The sequence below is a fragment of the Methyloceanibacter methanicus genome (genome assembly GCF_001723285.1).
GTDB classification, from domain to species: Bacteria; Pseudomonadota; Alphaproteobacteria; order Rhizobiales; family Methyloligellaceae; genus Methyloceanibacter; species Methyloceanibacter methanicus.
In genome coordinates, this window is record NZ_LPWG01000012.1 from 282,453 (window position 1) to 296,994 (window position 14,542).

A 14,542-nucleotide genomic window follows, 5' to 3' on the forward strand; every position below is an offset into this window, starting at 1 on the left:
CGCTCGGGCGCCCTACAGCGTCCGTTCCAGGCGGCCGGCCAGGTCTTGAATGAATTGCCAGGCGACCCGGCCGGAGCGGCTGCCGCGCGTGGCCGCCCATTCCAGGGCCTCGCGGTCGAGATCGATCTCCGGCGCATCCAGCCCATAGTGCGAGGCGTACCCGCGGACCATGGCGAGATAGTCGTCCTGGCTGCAACGATGGAAGCCGATCCAAAGCCCGAACCGGTCCGAGAGCGAGACCTTCTCCTCGACGGCCTCGCCCGGATTGATGGCGGTGGAGGACTCGTTCTCCATCATCTCGCGCGGCATCAGGTGACGCCGGTTCGACGTGGCATAGAGGAGAACGTTGGACGGCCGGCCTTCGATGCCGCCTTCGAGCACCGCCTTCAGCGACTTGTAGGAGTCGTCCACGGCCTCGAAGGACAGATCGTCGCAAAACAGCACGAAGCGGTCGGCGGGCGCGTTCCGGAGCAATCCGAGGATGCGGGGGAGGGCGCTGATGTCCTCTCGATGAATCTCGATCAGCTTCAGCCGGGGGTGCGCCTGGTAGAGAGCGGCATGGGTCGCCTTGATCAGGGAACTCTTCCCCATCCCGCGCGAGCCCCAAAGGAGCGCGTTATTGGCCGGCAGACCGCGCGCGAAACGCTCCGTATTGGCGAACAGGAGGTCCTTGTTGCGATCGACCCCTTTGAGAAGCGGAAGGGGCACGGAATTGACGGCCCGGACCGGCACGAACGTCCCCGATTCCGACTGAAACAGAAACGCGCCCGCGCGGAAAAGTCCGGGCTGGCGGGGGGCGAGGGGACAAGCCGCTCCAGGGCTTGTGCGATACGCTCCAAAACACCCGAAATGGGTTCCTGAAAGTTCATAACCGCCCCGTTGCAAAGGCGTGCAAGCTCAGTATAGTCGCGCACAATCGCGCGCTGGAGCCTGCTCGCACAAACGCTTGCGAGACACGCCAAATCGGCCAATTCCGGCCATCCTTAAGCCAACCGGGAGAGACGAGCAATGAATGGTTTTGCCTATGCGCAGGCGGGGGGGAGCGGCATGGAGGCTCTCAACAGCCTGCTGATCCCGACCATTCTGATCATCGGCATCATGTATTTCCTGATGATCCGGCCGCAGCAAAAGCGGATGAAGGAGCATCGCGCCATGATCGAAGCGATCCGCCGCGGCGACACGGTGGTGACGTCTGGCGGAATTATCGGCAAGGTCGCCAAGGCCGACGAGGGCGAGCTGCAAGTCGAGGTCGCCGATGGCGTGCGGATCAAGGTCTTGCGGACGTCGATCTCGGAGGTCCGTGGCAAGGGCGAAGGTGCCGCCCCGGCGCAATCTGAATCCAAGACGGCGGACTAGGGCGCCCGCGCCGAACCGTCGATCGATCTGGAGTTAAAATCCGGCAATGCTGCATTTCCAAAAATGGAAGGTGATTCTCGTTGGCGCCGTCGTGCTCGCCGGCTTCATCTTCGCAGCTCCCAATCTGTTTCCGTCCTCCGCCTTGCAGGGGCTGCCCAGCTGGGTGCCCCACAAGCAGGTCAATCTCGGTCTCGATCTTCAGGGCGGCGCGCATCTGCTCTATCGCATCGACAAGGCCGAGCTCGTCGACGATTGGCTCGGTACGATCCGTGGCGACGTGCGCGAGACCCTGCGCAGCAACCGCATCGGCTACGTGGACTTGAACAAGAACGCCGCGACGCGGTCGGTGTCCGTTCGCATTCGCAAGCCCGAGGATGTCGACAAAGCCTTTACGGAGCTGAAGAAGCTCGCGGCACCGGTCGGCAACGATGTCTTCGGCGGCTTCTCCGGGAACGACATGGAGATCGCGAAGAGTGGCGACAAGATCACGCTGACAGCCACCGAACTCGGCTTGAACGACCGCATCAGTTCGGCGATCCAGGCCTCGATCGAAACGATCCGCCGCCGCGTGGACGCGTTCGGCACGACCGAACCCAGCATTCAACGCGAGGGCCGGGATCGCATTCTCGTGCAGGTACCGGGCGTCTCGGATGTGCAGCGCCTGAAAGGGCTGATCGGCGAGACCGGCAAGCTCGAATTCAAGCTCGTCGATCCGTCCGTGAATGCGGGCGAAGTCGCGCTGAGCAAGAAGATTCCGCCGGGCGATGAACTGCTCTACTCCGAGGACGAGCCGCCCGTTCCTTATTTGCTGAAGGACCGGGTCATGGTGAGCGGCGAAAACCTCGTCGATTCCCAGCCCGGGTTCGACTCGCGCACGGGCGAGCCCGTGGTGAACTTCCGCTTCGATGCGGCGGGCGCGAAACGCTTCGGCCGCGCCACCCAGGAGAATGTGGGCCTGCCCTTCGCCATCGTGCTCGACAACAAGGTCATCTCGGCTCCCGTCATCCGCGAACCGATCCTCGGCGGCACGGGACAGATCAGCGGCAATTTCTCGGTTCAGGAAGCGAACGACCTGTCGGTCCTGCTGCGGTCCGGCGCGCTGCCGGCCAAGCTGAGCGTGATCGAGGAACGGACCGTGGGCGCGAGCCTCGGTGCCGACTCCATCGACAGCGGCAAGAAGGCCGCCATCGCCGGTATGATCCTGGTCGTCGCCTTCATGTTCATCGCATACGGACTGTTTGGCGCCTTCGCCAACCTGGCGCTGCTTGTGAACGTCGCGCTGATTTTCGCGGTGCTGTCGCTGATGGGCGCCACGCTGACACTGCCGGGTATCGCGGGTATCGTGCTCGTGATCGGTATCGCGGTCGATGCGAACGTGCTGATCAACGAGCGCATTCGCGAGGAAATGCGGGCCGGGAAGTCGCCGATCGCGGCCGTCGACTCGGGCTATTCGCGCGCGTTGATTACGATTATCGATTCGAATGTCACCACGCTGATCGCCGTGCTGGTGCTGTTCTGGCTAGGGTCCGGTCCGGTGCGCGGCTTCGCCGTCACGCTGACGATCGGCATTCTGGCATCGATGTTCACCGCCGTGACGGTGACACGCATGTTGGTCGCCATGTGGCTGCGCTGGAAGCGGCCCAAGGAGCTACCCCTTCGGAATTGCCCTCTTAGGAGCGTATCGCCACAGAGCCTCGCACCTTCAGAGCTTCGCCAATTTAGGAATCGTCCATGTTTCGCGGCAATCACTTTTATTCCACCGGATACGAAGATCGACTTTGTCAGTCAGCGGGCTATCACGTGGTTCGTTTCCGCCTTTCTCACACTCGCGCCCTTGGTGCTGGTCGCGACGGTCGGCCTCAACATGGGGATCGACTTCCAGGGCGGGACGCTGATCGAGGTGCAGACGAAGGAGAACCCGGCGCAGCTTGCGGACATCCGCTCGAAGATCAGCGGTCTCGGTTTGGGTGAGGTGCAGATCCAGGAGTTCGGCGCGCCGGACGAGGTGCTGATCCGGATCGCCTCCCAGCCGACCGAGGAGGAACAGCAAGCCTCGATCGGCAAGGTCAAGGAGGCGCTGGGCGATACCGTTACCTATCGGCGCACGGAGATCGTCGGCCCGACGATTTCGTCCGAACTCATCGCGGGCGGAACGCTGGCGGTCGTCGTCGCGATGATCGGCATCATGATCTATGTGTGGTTCCGGTTCGAGTGGCAGTTCGCCGTCGCGGCCATTGCCTCGCTGGTGCACGACGTCACCGCCACGATCGGCCTCTATGCGCTGCTGCAACTCGAATTCAACGTCTCGAGTATTGCGGCGATCCTCACCATTATCGGTTATTCGCTCAACGATAAGGTCGTGATCTTCGACCGCATCCGCGAGAACTTGCGCAAGTACAAGCGCATGCCGCTCGTCGAACTGCTGGACCGGTCGATCAACGAGATGCTGTCGCGTGCCGTGCTCACCCATGTCACGACGCTCCTCGCCATGCTGCCGTTCTTGTTCTTCGGCGGCGAGGCGATCTACGGGTTCGCCGTGGCCATGTGTTTCGGCATCGTCGTGGGCGCATATTCCTCGATCTTCGTTGCCTCGCCCATGCAGCTCATTCTCGGCGTGCAGCGCGAGGCCTTTTCCGGAAGCACCAGCACCGCCAAAGGCGCCAAGTCAGAGGCCGCGGCGGGCGCTTAAAGCCACGAGGCCATCCTGTTGATGGAGCGGGAGCAAGCAGCGACGGTCCGGCGCATGGCCCGCAAGGCCGACCCAGACCGCGCCATCGCCACGCTGTTCGCACCATCGCCGGCGCGGGACGACCTCTTCGCGCTTTTCGCCTTCAACGGAGAACTTGCCCGCATTGCCGACCAGGTCAGCGAGCCGGGGCTCGGCGCCATCCGCCTCCAATGGTGGCGCGACGCCATTGCGCGCGCGGAGACCGGAGAGGCGACGGGGCATCCCGTGGCGGATGCCTTCGGTGCGGTGCTCACGCGGCGTGGCTTGTCGCGGGAGCGGATTGCGGGGCTCATCGATGCGCGTAGTTTCGATATCGGCGAAACCGTCATGCCCGATACCCGCACGTTGAAGGCCTATCTCTTCGATACGACCGGCGGGTTGTTCGCGCTGGCGGCGGAGATCGTCGGTGCCGAAGGTGAGAACCAAGGCGTGATCGCGCAGGCTGCCGGCGAGGCCTATGGGCTTGTGCGGGTGATGCGGAGCTTGCCGGTGCTGGCCGCCAAGGGACGGACCTATCTCGCCGCCGATGCCCTCGAAAGAGTCGGCACAACGCCGCAAGACATCTTCGCGGGGCACACCGCGCCGGGGCTGATCGCGCTTCTCGCCGAGATGCGGGATACCGCGCGCGCGGCGCTGGAAGAGGCGCGGTTCAACCTCTATGGCGAGGGCATGAAGGGTACGGGCCTCGACGAGGCCGGACGCACGGCGTTTCTGCCTCTCGCGCTGGTCGAGCCTTATCTGAATGCGCTCGCCAAGGTCAACGACCCGCTCCGCGACATCGCCCGCATCAATCCGGTCTATCGTCTCTGGCGTCTGATGCGTGCGCGGTAAGCTTATTCCGCGGCGACCGACTGGCCCTGTTGAAGCCACGCGTCCAGATCCGCAAGCGCCCGGGCGGACATCGCGGTCTTGCGCGCCAGAGATTTGCTCGGGCGCCGGCCGTCGGCGCGCGGCTCCTTCGCCTTGGGCTGGCGCGGAACGCTGATTGGCGGGAACAGACCGAAGTTCACATTCATCGGCTGAAAGCTGCGGCTGCCGCTTGAGCTGTCCGCGCTCAAATGTCCGCCGGTGATATGGGCGAGGAGCGCGCCTAGGGCCGTCGTCGGGGGCGGCGGCGACACCGGCTCGCCCTTGCATTCGGATGCGGAGAAGCGCCCGGCAATCAGCCCGATCGCGGCGGACTCCACATAACCCTCGACGCCCGTCACCTGGCCGGCGAAACGCAGGCGCGGCTGCGCCTTGAGACGCAACGCGCCGTCCAGCAAGACGGGGCTGTTGAGAAACGTGTTGCGGTGCAGGCCGCCAAGCCGCGCGAACTCCGCGTCTTGCAGCCCGGGGATCATCCGGAAGACGCGAACCTGCTCGGCATATTTCAGCTTGGTCTGGAAGCCGACCATGTTCCACAGCGTGCCCAGCGCATTGTCCTGGCGAAGCTGCACCACCGCATAGGGCTTCTCGTCTGGCCGGTTGGCATTGGTGAGGCCCACGGGCTTCAACGGACCGTAGCGCAACGTGTCGGCGCCGCGCTCGGCCATGACTTCGACGGGCAGGCAGCCCTCGAAATAGGGTGTCTTCTCGAAGTCCTTGAATTCGGTTTTCTCGCCGGCGAGCAGCGCCGCGATGAAGGCATCGTATTGCGCTTTGTCGAGCGGGCAATTGATGTAGTCGGCGCCGGTTCCGCCGGGTCCCACCTTGTCGTAGCGCGACTGGCGCCAGCACACATCCATGTCGATGGACTCGAAGTGCACGATGGGGGCGATGGCGTCGAAAAAGGCGAGTTCGGCCTCGCCGGTCAGAGCGGCGATGTCCTTTGCCAGGGCCTCGGAGGTGAGGGGCCCCGTGGCGATGATCACGTTGTCCCAATCGTCCGGCGGCAGACCGGACACCTCGCCCCGGACAATCTCGACGAGGGGATGGCTCTCGAGCGCCGTGGTGACCGCATGAGAGAACCCGTCGCGGTCCACGGCGAGCGCGCCGCCGGCCGGGAGCTTGTGAGCGTCCGCGGAGGCCATGACGATGGATCCGGCCCGCCGCATTTCCTCGTGCAGCAGTCCCACGGCGTTTGTTTCGAAATCGTCTGAGCGGAACGAATTCGAGCAAACGAGCTCGGCAAGCCCGTCCGTCTTGTGGGCCTCGGTCTGGCGCTCGGGCCGCATCTCGTGGAGGGTGACGGGCACGCCCGCCTTAACGAGTTGCCAAGCCGCCTCGCTGCCCGCAAGGCCGCCGCCGATCACATGCACTGTCTTTGTCATGGGTGTAGCTAGGCCCTCGGGCCCGGCTCTTTCAAGCGCCTTGGTGCGGAAAATGGGCGCCCCGCGGCGTTTTCAGAGACGGCGCTGCAACGTCCGTGCGCTCCTCGCACCTCGAGAAGGCTCCCCCTTCCGGGGCAACGCGTTGACCCGTGGTTCACCGTCTCCCTGTGATTCGAGCGATCCCGTGAAGCGGCGGGAAACCTTATTTGGCGGACCGCCTTGCTTGTTTTGCGGGGGCGGCGCAGGGTGCGATCGTCCAATGCCGTGCGGGGCCGGGCTTGGGCTTATCCCCGCCTGATTAGGAGTCGCTCAGTCATCATGTCCCCGGTCAACGTCGTCTGGAAAGGCAATTGCCGCAGCGCGCAGGCGCGGACGCGTTTGCTGAACTACCTGCAGCGGCTCGCGCGGCTGAGCGACAGCTATTTGCGGCCCGGCGATCGGCCGCATCTCACGGTCGTGGGCGAGGGCCATAGGCCGCCGCGCGCGAATATCGAACTGGTCGACGAGCTCTGCAAAGGCGAGATTCTCGTGTCCTCCGACATCACCGAGCACCCCGAGCGGCTGATCGCGCGGGCACGCGAAGCAGGGCTTCCCGTCCGGGTCGCGCCGGATGGGGATGCGTACCACATCGTCCTCGACGAGGTGCGCGTGCAGGGAATCGACTTCCGGCTCTTCGATCCGCGGGGCCTTTATCCGGACAATGACCGCATGAGTTTCGTGTTCATCGACTGTCCCGAACACCACTTCCTCGATGGGCGCCTGGTGAAGGTCACGCGCGATGACGACACGACTTTATTCTCGTGCCCCAGCCTTCAGCTACAATCCTATCTCGAAGATTGGACCGACTGCCTGTTTTCTTGGATCCGGTTTTTCCTGATGGGCGATCTGTGGTGGCGCCGCCACGAAGAGCTGCACGGCTACAACGACTATCGCGGCGTCTTCGAGGTCGTGCAGACGACACGCGGCAGCGCCGTGGCCGAAGATGCGACGTTCGAGGCCGTGGTCTCGACATTCACGCAGCATGCGGAGCATTGGCGCGGCGAAGTCCAGCGGACGGCGTAAGACCACTCCATAGAAGCAGGCACGCCAGGCTGCGGCAGGTCTCGCCGCACAGAGCGCTCGACATCGGTCCGGCACAACAGCGAAGGACCGAACATGGCGATCAATCATCGCGGACTGGAACTCATCAAGCACTTTGAAGGCCTCAGACTGGAGGCCTACAAGGACCCGGTCGGAATCTGGACGATCGGTTGGGGGCACACGGGGAAGGATGTCTTCGCCGGGCGCCGCATCACCCGGGCGGAAGCCGAACAAATCCTCAAGGACGATCTCGCCGAGCACGAAGCGTGTGTCGAAGAAAACGTATCGGTCCCGCTGACGGCGGATCGGTTCGCGGCGCTGGTGTCCTTCGCGTTCAACGTGGGCAATAGAAACTTCAAGAGCTCGACGCTCCGCCGGAAGCTGAACGGCAAGGACTACGCCGGCGCGGCCGACGAGTTCCTGAGATGGGTCTACGGCACGTCCGGGCGCAGGAAGATCAAGCTCAACGGGCTGGTCCGGCGCCGGGGGCAGGAGCGCAATCTCTTTCTCGGTAAGCCGCTCCAGCTTGGCGGAACCACGCTGAACGTGGCAACGGGACCCGCCGCCGATCCGGTCGGCATCGAGCCGGCCGTCGCCGGCGACTTCGACAGCGAATTCGAAGCGTTCATCGAAGGCCTGGGCTTGCGCTTCTTCAAACCCTACGAGTTTCTGGTCATGGGGGCGGCGCACTCAAATCCGCAGAGCGCGGCGCGCGGTCTCAACAGAAAGCCGCCGCGCGATCTCTGGAAGAACATCGCCGAGACGGCGCAGGTGCTCGACCGGCTCAGGGGTTTGATGGGCGCGCCCATCCAGACCACCAGCGTCTATCGGAGCCCGGCCTACAACGGGAAGGTCGGCGGCGCGAAGCACAGTCAGCATCTCAGGTTCTGCGCCGTGGATTTCATTGTGAGTCCCCGTCCGGTCCTGCGGAATGGGCCAGTGTCTTGCGCCAGCAACTGCGGACCGACGGCTCGCAGGAACGGATGTTCAAAGGCGGCGTCGGTGTCTATCCGAGCTTTGTCCATGTGGACACGCGCGGGACGAACGCGGACTGGTAGCCGCCCGCGCCGGCGGGGCCCGGTCCGTGTGTGCTAGAACCGGCCCTCGTCGGGAATATTGAGCTTGGCGCCGCACGCCTTGCAGAAGACCGCGTCCACCTCGTGCCGCTGCAGCCCGCAACCATGGCACGGATAGCGCACCTTTTGCGGCCGCAGCAGGGTCTGCAGCAACCGCAAGAACAAGGTCACACCGAAGATCATGATCATGACGGCGATCAGCCGGCCGAGAGACCCCTCCAGCGTGATATCGCCGAAGCCCGTCGTGGTCAGCGTGGTGACGGTGAAATAGAGAGCATCGACATAGTTTCCGATCGACGGATTGCGGTAGTGCTGCGTCTCGTAAACGAGGCCCGTGGTGATGAAGAGGAACACGATGAGATTGACGACGGCGATGACCGTCTCTTCATTCCTGCGGAAGAAGGGGAAGTCGGCGCGCAACATCGACATGAGCTGATAGGTATGCAGCAGGCGGACCGTTCGCAGCACCCGCAGGAAGCCGAGGCCTTCTCCGACGATGGGCGCCAGGAACGAGAAGATGGCGATGATGTCCGCCCAGGTGGAAATGTGTAGGAATTCGCGGGCCGGATGGGGGCTTACCCACAGACGTGCAAGGAAGTCCGTCAGGATGATGACGCCGAAGAACACGTCCAGATATTCGATCCACGGCTGATCGGGCGTAAAGGACGTGGCGATGATGAAGGCCACGGTGACGATGTCGAAGGCCAGGAGCACGTAGCGAAACCGGTGGGCCGCGCGGCTATGGCCGTGATAAAGCAGCCGCAAGCGTTGGCGGAGCGATTGTCCGTTCGTCCCGGCCTCAGGTGATTCAGCGATGCCGTCGCCTTCCAAGTCAGTGAGCTCGTCGCCTGCGGCGACCGCCTTTGTGGCGGATACGTGCCTTGTCTTGGAAGGTGCCTTGTTAGGTGCCTTGGAAGGTGCCTTGGAAGCTTTCGTGGGGGCGGATGTCATCTGGCTGAGGCGGAGCCCGCGTTATCTCTGGCAAGTCGGAACGGCAAGTGACGGCGACCGATAGTATAGGCCGCGATCCCGGGGGACTAGAACGCCGAACCTCACTCTTTACCACGCGGTGCCGTCGCGCTCATCCCTTGTGCGCCGGCCAAGCCCGCGCCGCATCCGCCTCTCAGGACGAGCGTGCGCCGCCAAGCCCGCGCAAGATCAGCGCGGTTCCCAAGCCCCAGGTGGCGTTCAGCATCATCGAGACGAGATAGCGCGGCCAGAGCGGCGGCGTCTCGAGGCCCTTCAGCGGCGGCACGACAAAGAAGGCCACCAGGGGCAGGGCGATGGCGCCCGCAAGGATCCAGGACAGCCAGTAGGCGGATCCGCTGAACCGCGTCAGCAAGGGGGCGAGCACCAGCCCCCAAAGGCCGCCCCAGAAGGCCTCGATATCAGCGCGGGGATTCCCAGCGGGGGAATGGCACCGGTCGGCCAGGCGGGGCGGCTCATGGGGATGAGCCCGATCTGGTTGAAGACGAACCAAAGCCCCTGGTGAAAGAGGATCGTGGCCAGAAACCCGGCCACGAAGCCCAGCAGTAGCACTCTCAACGACATCGCGCTCCCTTGCGATCCTGTCCCCTGCGCCTTCCGGCACCTCTTCCTGGCGGGCTTGGGCGTGGATTTTCGCCCCGCCTGCGTGAAGGTCCATCCTGCGCGTCAGGCTTGGACATCGCCATAGGAATGGCTTATTTCGGGGGCCGTATCGCGCAGTTGTGATCTAGGGGGTAGTGCCGATGGAGCGTGCGACGAAGAAGGCGATCAGGCGGTTTGGAATCGCCGGGGTGGTGCTTTTCCTCGGGCTCGTCTTCGTGCCGTTGCTGACCGTCTTCTATCTCGGTTGCGGCCTGATCGACGTCATGCGCAACAAGCGCCGGGACGCCATGGTGTTCCGCAAATACTTCCTCGGAAACGGCATCACGACCTGGCTTCTGTCGCCGCTCAATCTGGCGGTCGATCTGTTCTGCTACCGCAACAAGGGCGTCTACAAGCTCGACGACCTCCCGCCGGAATGGCGCGCCGAGGTGGACTCGGTGCTCGACGTTTTCCGCGCGCAGAAGGACGAGATCCTTGCCGAAATCGACGAGACGTTCGAAGACGGCCGCCGTGGCATGTACGTCTATGAGTGGTACGGCAAGCGCAAGGAGCATTCCGTCGAGGCGCTGAAGCGCGACTACAAATACGTCAAGACAATCGCCGTCTCCGTCTTTTCCGGCCAGGAATCCACCTCGTTTCACTACGGCCCGTTGCGGCTGACCTTGCGCGTTCTGTACAACCTCACGCCCGTCGATACGGACAAGGTGTACATTCAGTGCGGCTGGGAGAAGCACTTCTGGCGCGACGACCCGCTCTACATCTTCGACGACACGCTGATCCATCGCTCCGTCAACGACTACGACGCGCGGCGTTTCGTGGTGTTCATGGACATCGTGCGCCCCACGGCCTATCCGGCCGCCCTCGGCAGCCTGATCGCCGGCGTGTCGGTGCTGGTCGAGCGGGCCAACAAGGTCTTCTACAAGAACTGGAAGATGCTGCGCCCCGGTGCGAAGTCCACCGAACCGCCGGCGCCCCGTTCCGAGGCGGCGTGAGCGGCCGGCCCCAGTGACTGCCGGGCCATGCCGACGGTGATCTCCGGCGGGCAGACAGGCGCGATCGCGCGGCCCTCGAGGCGGCGGTCGCGACGGGAACGCCTTACGGCGGCTGGTGCCCCAAGGGTGGCTGGGCCGAAGATCTGCCGCAGCCGCCCGGTGTGCTGGCGCTCTATCCGAACCTGCGCGAGACGCCGTCCCGCGAACCCGAGCAGCGGACGGACTGGAACGTCCGGGATTCGTCCGCGCTTCTGGTCCTGGTCAGGCAGGGCGGTCTTGCGGTCTCGGAAGGGACCCGGCGCGCAGTGCGGCATGCGGGGGCCCTCGAGAGATCCGTCGCCATCGTCGACGTCGACGACCCGGAGGCCGCGCGCCAGGTGTTGGCGTTCCTGGCACCGTTCGCGGGCGATCCCGTGTGCATTGCGGGCCCGCGGGAAAGCGAAGCGCCCGGGCTCGAGGCGACAGCCCGGCGCGTGCTCGAGTCCGTTTTGACGGAGATCGCTGCGCGGTGCTGAACGGGGCCCCGGTCCCGATTCTCGGCGCATGTGCCGGGTCTTCCGCGCGTTCGGACCGGAACCCGATCGCGCGTCGGGAATTGTGTCCATATCGGGGCAAAACCCGTCTTGCGGCTATGGCCCGGGGACTAAGGAGAGTCACGACCTGAGGAGGATGCAATGACGCATGACACGATGCGAAGGATGCTCGCCGGTGGGGTCTTGGGTGCGAGCCTGGCGCTTGGCGCCGTTTCCGCAGCGGCGATGGGGAGTCTCGTCGAAGGCGAGGAGACCGACACCTGCTCGAACGAGGACGGCGCGTTCGATGACGCCGCCTTCGTGATCGCCACGGGCCCGAAAGCGGGCGAACGGGTCGAGAGCGGCTTCGAAGTGACGGGATGCTCGCGCAGTTTCGAGAGCAACGTGCAGTGGAAGCTTCTGGCGCGGGACGGTGCGGTGCTGGCCAGCGGCAATACCACCGGCGGCGGTGTCGACGGTCCTGGCGCGTTCAGCTTCACGATTCCCTACACGGTCACCGTTCAGCAGATCGGCCACCTCGAGGTTTTCGACGAGGATGTGTCGGACGGCGAAGGATTCCCGCCGGGCCGGACGGTGATTCCACTTGTCCTGAAGCCTTAATGGGCCAAATGGCGCTCTGTAAAAACTGGTAATACTGCGACGTTTCGCGCAATGCCCGCCGGGCATTGTGGTAGAATACGCCGTCTAAATGAGCACAACGTCTTCAGCAAAGGGGGGAACAATGCTGGAAGCACTCATTATTATTTTGGTCGTCGGCGCCATAGCCGGCTGGCTCGCGGGTTTGCTGGTCCAAGGGACCGGATACGGCCTCGTGGGCGATATCGTCGTCGGTATTCTCGGTGCTCTTGTGACGGGGCTTCTGCTGCCCCAAATCGGCATCGTCCTCACGTTCGGCGGCGGCATATTGGGATCGATCATTGCGGCCTTTATCGGCGCGGTGATTCTCCTGGTGGTCGTGAAGCTGATCAGGAAGATCTTGGCCTAGAAAATAGCGCGTAATATCAACGTATTGACGTCTCTTTGCGCCGTTCCGCGGATTAGCGGAGCGGCGCTTCGCCGTCCAGGGACGGCCTCGGACGGACGATGGAGCGTTGCTGCGCCGCAACATGACCCTCCCACTGAAACATTTTGCCGCAGTTTGTTACGGCGAGGCCACGTTTTCGTCACAACCTGAACCTGCCTTCGTCAGAATTATCTAGCAAAAGCCCCGGCCTCAGCGGGTTTCTCCCGCACAGTGTCAACAACTGTGAGGCTTATCTATGAGGGGTCTGGGACTCTTCAGCATTAGGGGACTTCTTCTTGTCTTCGCATTGCTTGGACTCGCCGTACCGGCCTCTGCTGGTGACGTGGCGCAAAATGACAATTCTTTCGTTGCAGCGCACAATTCAAAGGCGGGCCTCGGTGCCGCCGCGCAAGTCGTAGCCGCGCTGAGCGAGCCGGAAGACGCGTCGGATCAAGCCGCCGTCGAGATGCCCGTTAGCGGCGTGACGTCCGCGGCCCTGGAAGTGGCTGCGCAGGGGACGGGGCCGATCGAGTTCGATGCGCAGGCCGCGCGCAGCTTCGGTGCCTGGCCGAGGGAATGTATTTCGAAGCCCGTGGCGAGCCATGGCGCGGTCAACTGGCGGTCGGCCGGGTGATCCTGAACCGGGTCGCCAGCAGGAACTATCCGAACACGGTCTGTGGTGTGGTCTATCAGAACAGCCACCGCCACAACCGCTGCCAGTTTTCCTTTGCCTGTGACGGCAAGGCGGACAAGATCCGCAATACCACGGTCTGGTATCGCGTGCGTGGCTACGCGGCTTGGCTGCTTGCCAACAATCCCAATGAGCGCGAGCGGAGCGAGTATCAGGTTCTGGCTTCGTTGGCGTCCGCGACCCACTATCACGCGGATTATGTTCGCCCGCACTGGGCCAAGTTTTTCGAGCTGACCGCGCGTATTGGGCGGCATATTTTCTACATCGACCCAAGCGCTTAGATCCGATCACGATGGGGCGGCCGAGCCGGTCGCCCCCTTGCATTTCCCCATCTGCGCCATATCTGTAAGCCGTTAGCATCGTCCTCTGGCTGACACGGGAGTGAAGCAATGCGATGGCTGTTGATAGTGCTTGCGCCTCTGGCTCTCGCGGGCTGCGTGACGGAACAGGGCCCCGCACTGCCCATGACCCTCGCGCCTGCGGAAACGGCCCAGGCGGCTTGCCTGACTTATGGTGATACGCCGACCTTCGGCGAATGCAGCGCCACACGCGGGCACCGGGCCGACTAACACGGCGGGTGGCTTTTCGCGCGAGACAGCCGCATATCCGTCACCCATCTATCCATCCATCATCTCTTCCCCGGCGGGACATCGTCCCCAAGACAAGACCGCGCGAAGGCAAGACTGCTAGAAGACAAAGCCGCTAGGCCTCGTGATCGGGAAATTGCCTGCCGCGCATCAGGACGGCGCTTGCTGGCCGGCCTTGTAGCGGCTACCACAGGCGCGCCATGACCGAACCGCTCCACAGCGTTCGCCGCAGGGGCCGTTGCGGTGGGTTCCCTTCCGGCGGCGCCAAATCCTTCGACTCCGACTCGCCCACGGGACTTGTTCTGGATGTTGGATTGCGAAGATCGCATCGATGACACGACGCGCCATGTTCAGCAGCCGTTTGGAGCGCCGAAGGCAAGTGCGGCGCTTTGCTGTGCTCGTCGCCGTCACGGTGTTCGCGATCGGGATCGGACTTGTCGGCGTGTTCGCCGTCCAAGGGTTCGACTTTCTCGGCATCGCGGAGGCCGACCGGCTGCCGCTCGGCATGGCCGTGCTCGGCGCCGTGGGCGGCGTCTTCGTCCTGTCGCTCCTGGCCTATGCTGCCGTGCGCGTCTTCAGCCGGATCGAATAGCGCCGTTTCCGGCTGGCGCATTCAGACAAGTGACGAACCCCCTCCAAGCGTTTTAAAGTGTT

General features: G+C 63.8%; 16 protein-coding genes and 1 pseudogene. 12 read left to right on the top strand and 5 right to left on the bottom strand.

Going from position 1 to position 14,542, the window contains the following annotated elements; all coding sequences use genetic code 11:
- Nucleotides 1-12: 12 nt before the first annotated feature.
- On the bottom strand, nucleotides 13-732 hold the full coding sequence (locus tag AUC68_RS10990; protein WP_425283227.1) for an ATP-binding protein: 720 nt from the start codon (nucleotides 730-732) through the stop codon (nucleotides 13-15).
- A gap of 276 nt (nucleotides 733-1,008) precedes the next feature.
- On the opposite strand from AUC68_RS10990, the gene yajC reads away from it, so the two are divergent.
- Genes yajC through AUC68_RS11005 form a run of 3 tightly spaced genes read left to right on the top strand, consistent with a single transcriptional unit; the run spans nucleotide 1,009 to nucleotide 4,915 of the window.
- Nucleotides 1,009-1,356, top strand: coding sequence for a preprotein translocase subunit YajC (gene yajC, locus AUC68_RS10995; RefSeq protein ID WP_069437664.1), 348 nt, complete (start codon nucleotides 1,009-1,011; stop codon nucleotides 1,354-1,356).
- 46 nt (nucleotides 1,357-1,402) lie between these two features.
- Nucleotides 1,403-4,045, top strand: a complete 2,643-nt coding sequence (gene secD, locus AUC68_RS11000; protein WP_069437665.1) for a protein translocase subunit SecD — start codon at nucleotides 1,403-1,405, stop codon at nucleotides 4,043-4,045.
- Between the two features lie 21 nt (nucleotides 4,046-4,066).
- Entirely contained in the window at nucleotides 4,067-4,915 is an 849-nt protein-coding gene (locus AUC68_RS11005) for a phytoene/squalene synthase family protein (protein WP_069437666.1), read from the top strand.
- 2 nt (nucleotides 4,916-4,917) lie between these two features.
- Here the strand turns inward: AUC68_RS11005 and trmFO are convergent, their stop codons facing one another.
- Complete coding sequence (gene trmFO, locus AUC68_RS11010) at nucleotides 4,918-6,336, bottom strand: methylenetetrahydrofolate--tRNA-(uracil(54)-C(5))-methyltransferase (FADH(2)-oxidizing) TrmFO (protein WP_069437667.1); 1,419 nt, start codon at nucleotides 6,334-6,336, stop codon at nucleotides 4,918-4,920.
- 318 nt (nucleotides 6,337-6,654) lie between these two features.
- Here trmFO and AUC68_RS11015 point away from each other — a divergent pair, with 318 nt between their 5' ends.
- Entirely contained in the window at nucleotides 6,655-7,398 is a 744-nt protein-coding gene (locus tag AUC68_RS11015; RefSeq protein WP_069437668.1) for a hypothetical protein, read from the top strand.
- Between the two features lie 93 nt (nucleotides 7,399-7,491).
- Nucleotides 7,492-8,511 (top strand): glycoside hydrolase family protein, encoded by a 1,020-nt coding sequence (locus AUC68_RS11020; RefSeq protein WP_069437669.1) that lies wholly within the window; start codon nucleotides 7,492-7,494, stop codon nucleotides 8,509-8,511.
- Here AUC68_RS11020 and AUC68_RS11025 read toward each other — a convergent pair.
- The 3 genes from AUC68_RS11025 to AUC68_RS16040 all read right to left on the bottom strand — a co-directional run bounded on the left by AUC68_RS11025 (nucleotide 8,508) and on the right by AUC68_RS16040 (nucleotide 10,043).
- Entirely contained in the window at nucleotides 8,508-9,257 is a 750-nt protein-coding gene (locus AUC68_RS11025; RefSeq protein WP_069437811.1) for an ion channel, read from the bottom strand. The two genes, AUC68_RS11020 and AUC68_RS11025, sit on opposite strands and share 4 nt — an antisense overlap.
- A 358-nt stretch (nucleotides 9,258-9,615) precedes the next feature.
- Nucleotides 9,616-9,834: a hypothetical protein gene (locus AUC68_RS16035; protein WP_083240653.1), complete on the bottom strand. Its 219-nt coding sequence runs from the start codon at nucleotides 9,832-9,834 to the stop codon at nucleotides 9,616-9,618.
- Complete coding sequence (locus tag AUC68_RS16040) at nucleotides 9,828-10,043, bottom strand: hypothetical protein (protein WP_083240654.1); 216 nt, start codon at nucleotides 10,041-10,043, stop codon at nucleotides 9,828-9,830. The genes AUC68_RS16035 and AUC68_RS16040 overlap by 7 nt, the downstream gene beginning before the upstream one ends.
- A 179-nt stretch (nucleotides 10,044-10,222) precedes the next feature.
- Between AUC68_RS16040 and AUC68_RS11035 the strand changes: the two genes are divergently transcribed.
- From AUC68_RS11035 to AUC68_RS11065, 7 genes and pseudogenes are all read left to right on the top strand, one after another.
- Nucleotides 10,223-11,074 (top strand): aspartyl/asparaginyl beta-hydroxylase domain-containing protein, encoded by an 852-nt coding sequence (locus AUC68_RS11035; protein WP_069437670.1) that lies wholly within the window; start codon nucleotides 10,223-10,225, stop codon nucleotides 11,072-11,074.
- A 17-nt stretch (nucleotides 11,075-11,091) separates the two neighbouring features.
- Nucleotides 11,092-11,589: a YpsA SLOG family protein gene (locus AUC68_RS11040; RefSeq protein WP_083240655.1), complete on the top strand. Its 498-nt coding sequence runs from the start codon at nucleotides 11,092-11,094 to the stop codon at nucleotides 11,587-11,589.
- A 159-nt stretch (nucleotides 11,590-11,748) separates the two neighbouring features.
- Nucleotides 11,749-12,207: a Gmad2 immunoglobulin-like domain-containing protein gene (locus AUC68_RS11045; protein WP_083240656.1), complete on the top strand. Its 459-nt coding sequence runs from the start codon at nucleotides 11,749-11,751 to the stop codon at nucleotides 12,205-12,207.
- A 121-nt stretch (nucleotides 12,208-12,328) separates the two neighbouring features.
- Complete coding sequence (locus AUC68_RS11050) at nucleotides 12,329-12,592, top strand: GlsB/YeaQ/YmgE family stress response membrane protein (RefSeq protein ID WP_069437672.1); 264 nt, start codon at nucleotides 12,329-12,331, stop codon at nucleotides 12,590-12,592.
- 274 nt (nucleotides 12,593-12,866) lie between these two features.
- Nucleotides 12,867-13,244: a hypothetical protein gene (locus AUC68_RS11055; protein ID WP_141701228.1), complete on the top strand. Its 378-nt coding sequence runs from the start codon at nucleotides 12,867-12,869 to the stop codon at nucleotides 13,242-13,244.
- Nucleotides 13,160-13,582 (top strand): annotated as a pseudogene (locus AUC68_RS11060) (cell wall hydrolase); the annotation flags it as partial. The gene AUC68_RS11055 and the pseudogene AUC68_RS11060, both read left to right, overlap by 85 nt.
- Nucleotides 13,583-14,219: 637 nt before the next feature.
- Nucleotides 14,220-14,480 carry a hypothetical protein gene (locus AUC68_RS11065; protein ID WP_141701229.1) on the top strand — a complete coding sequence of 87 codons (261 nt, stop codon included), beginning with the start codon at nucleotides 14,220-14,222 and terminating at the stop codon, nucleotides 14,478-14,480.
- Nucleotides 14,481-14,542 lie beyond the last annotated feature (62 nt).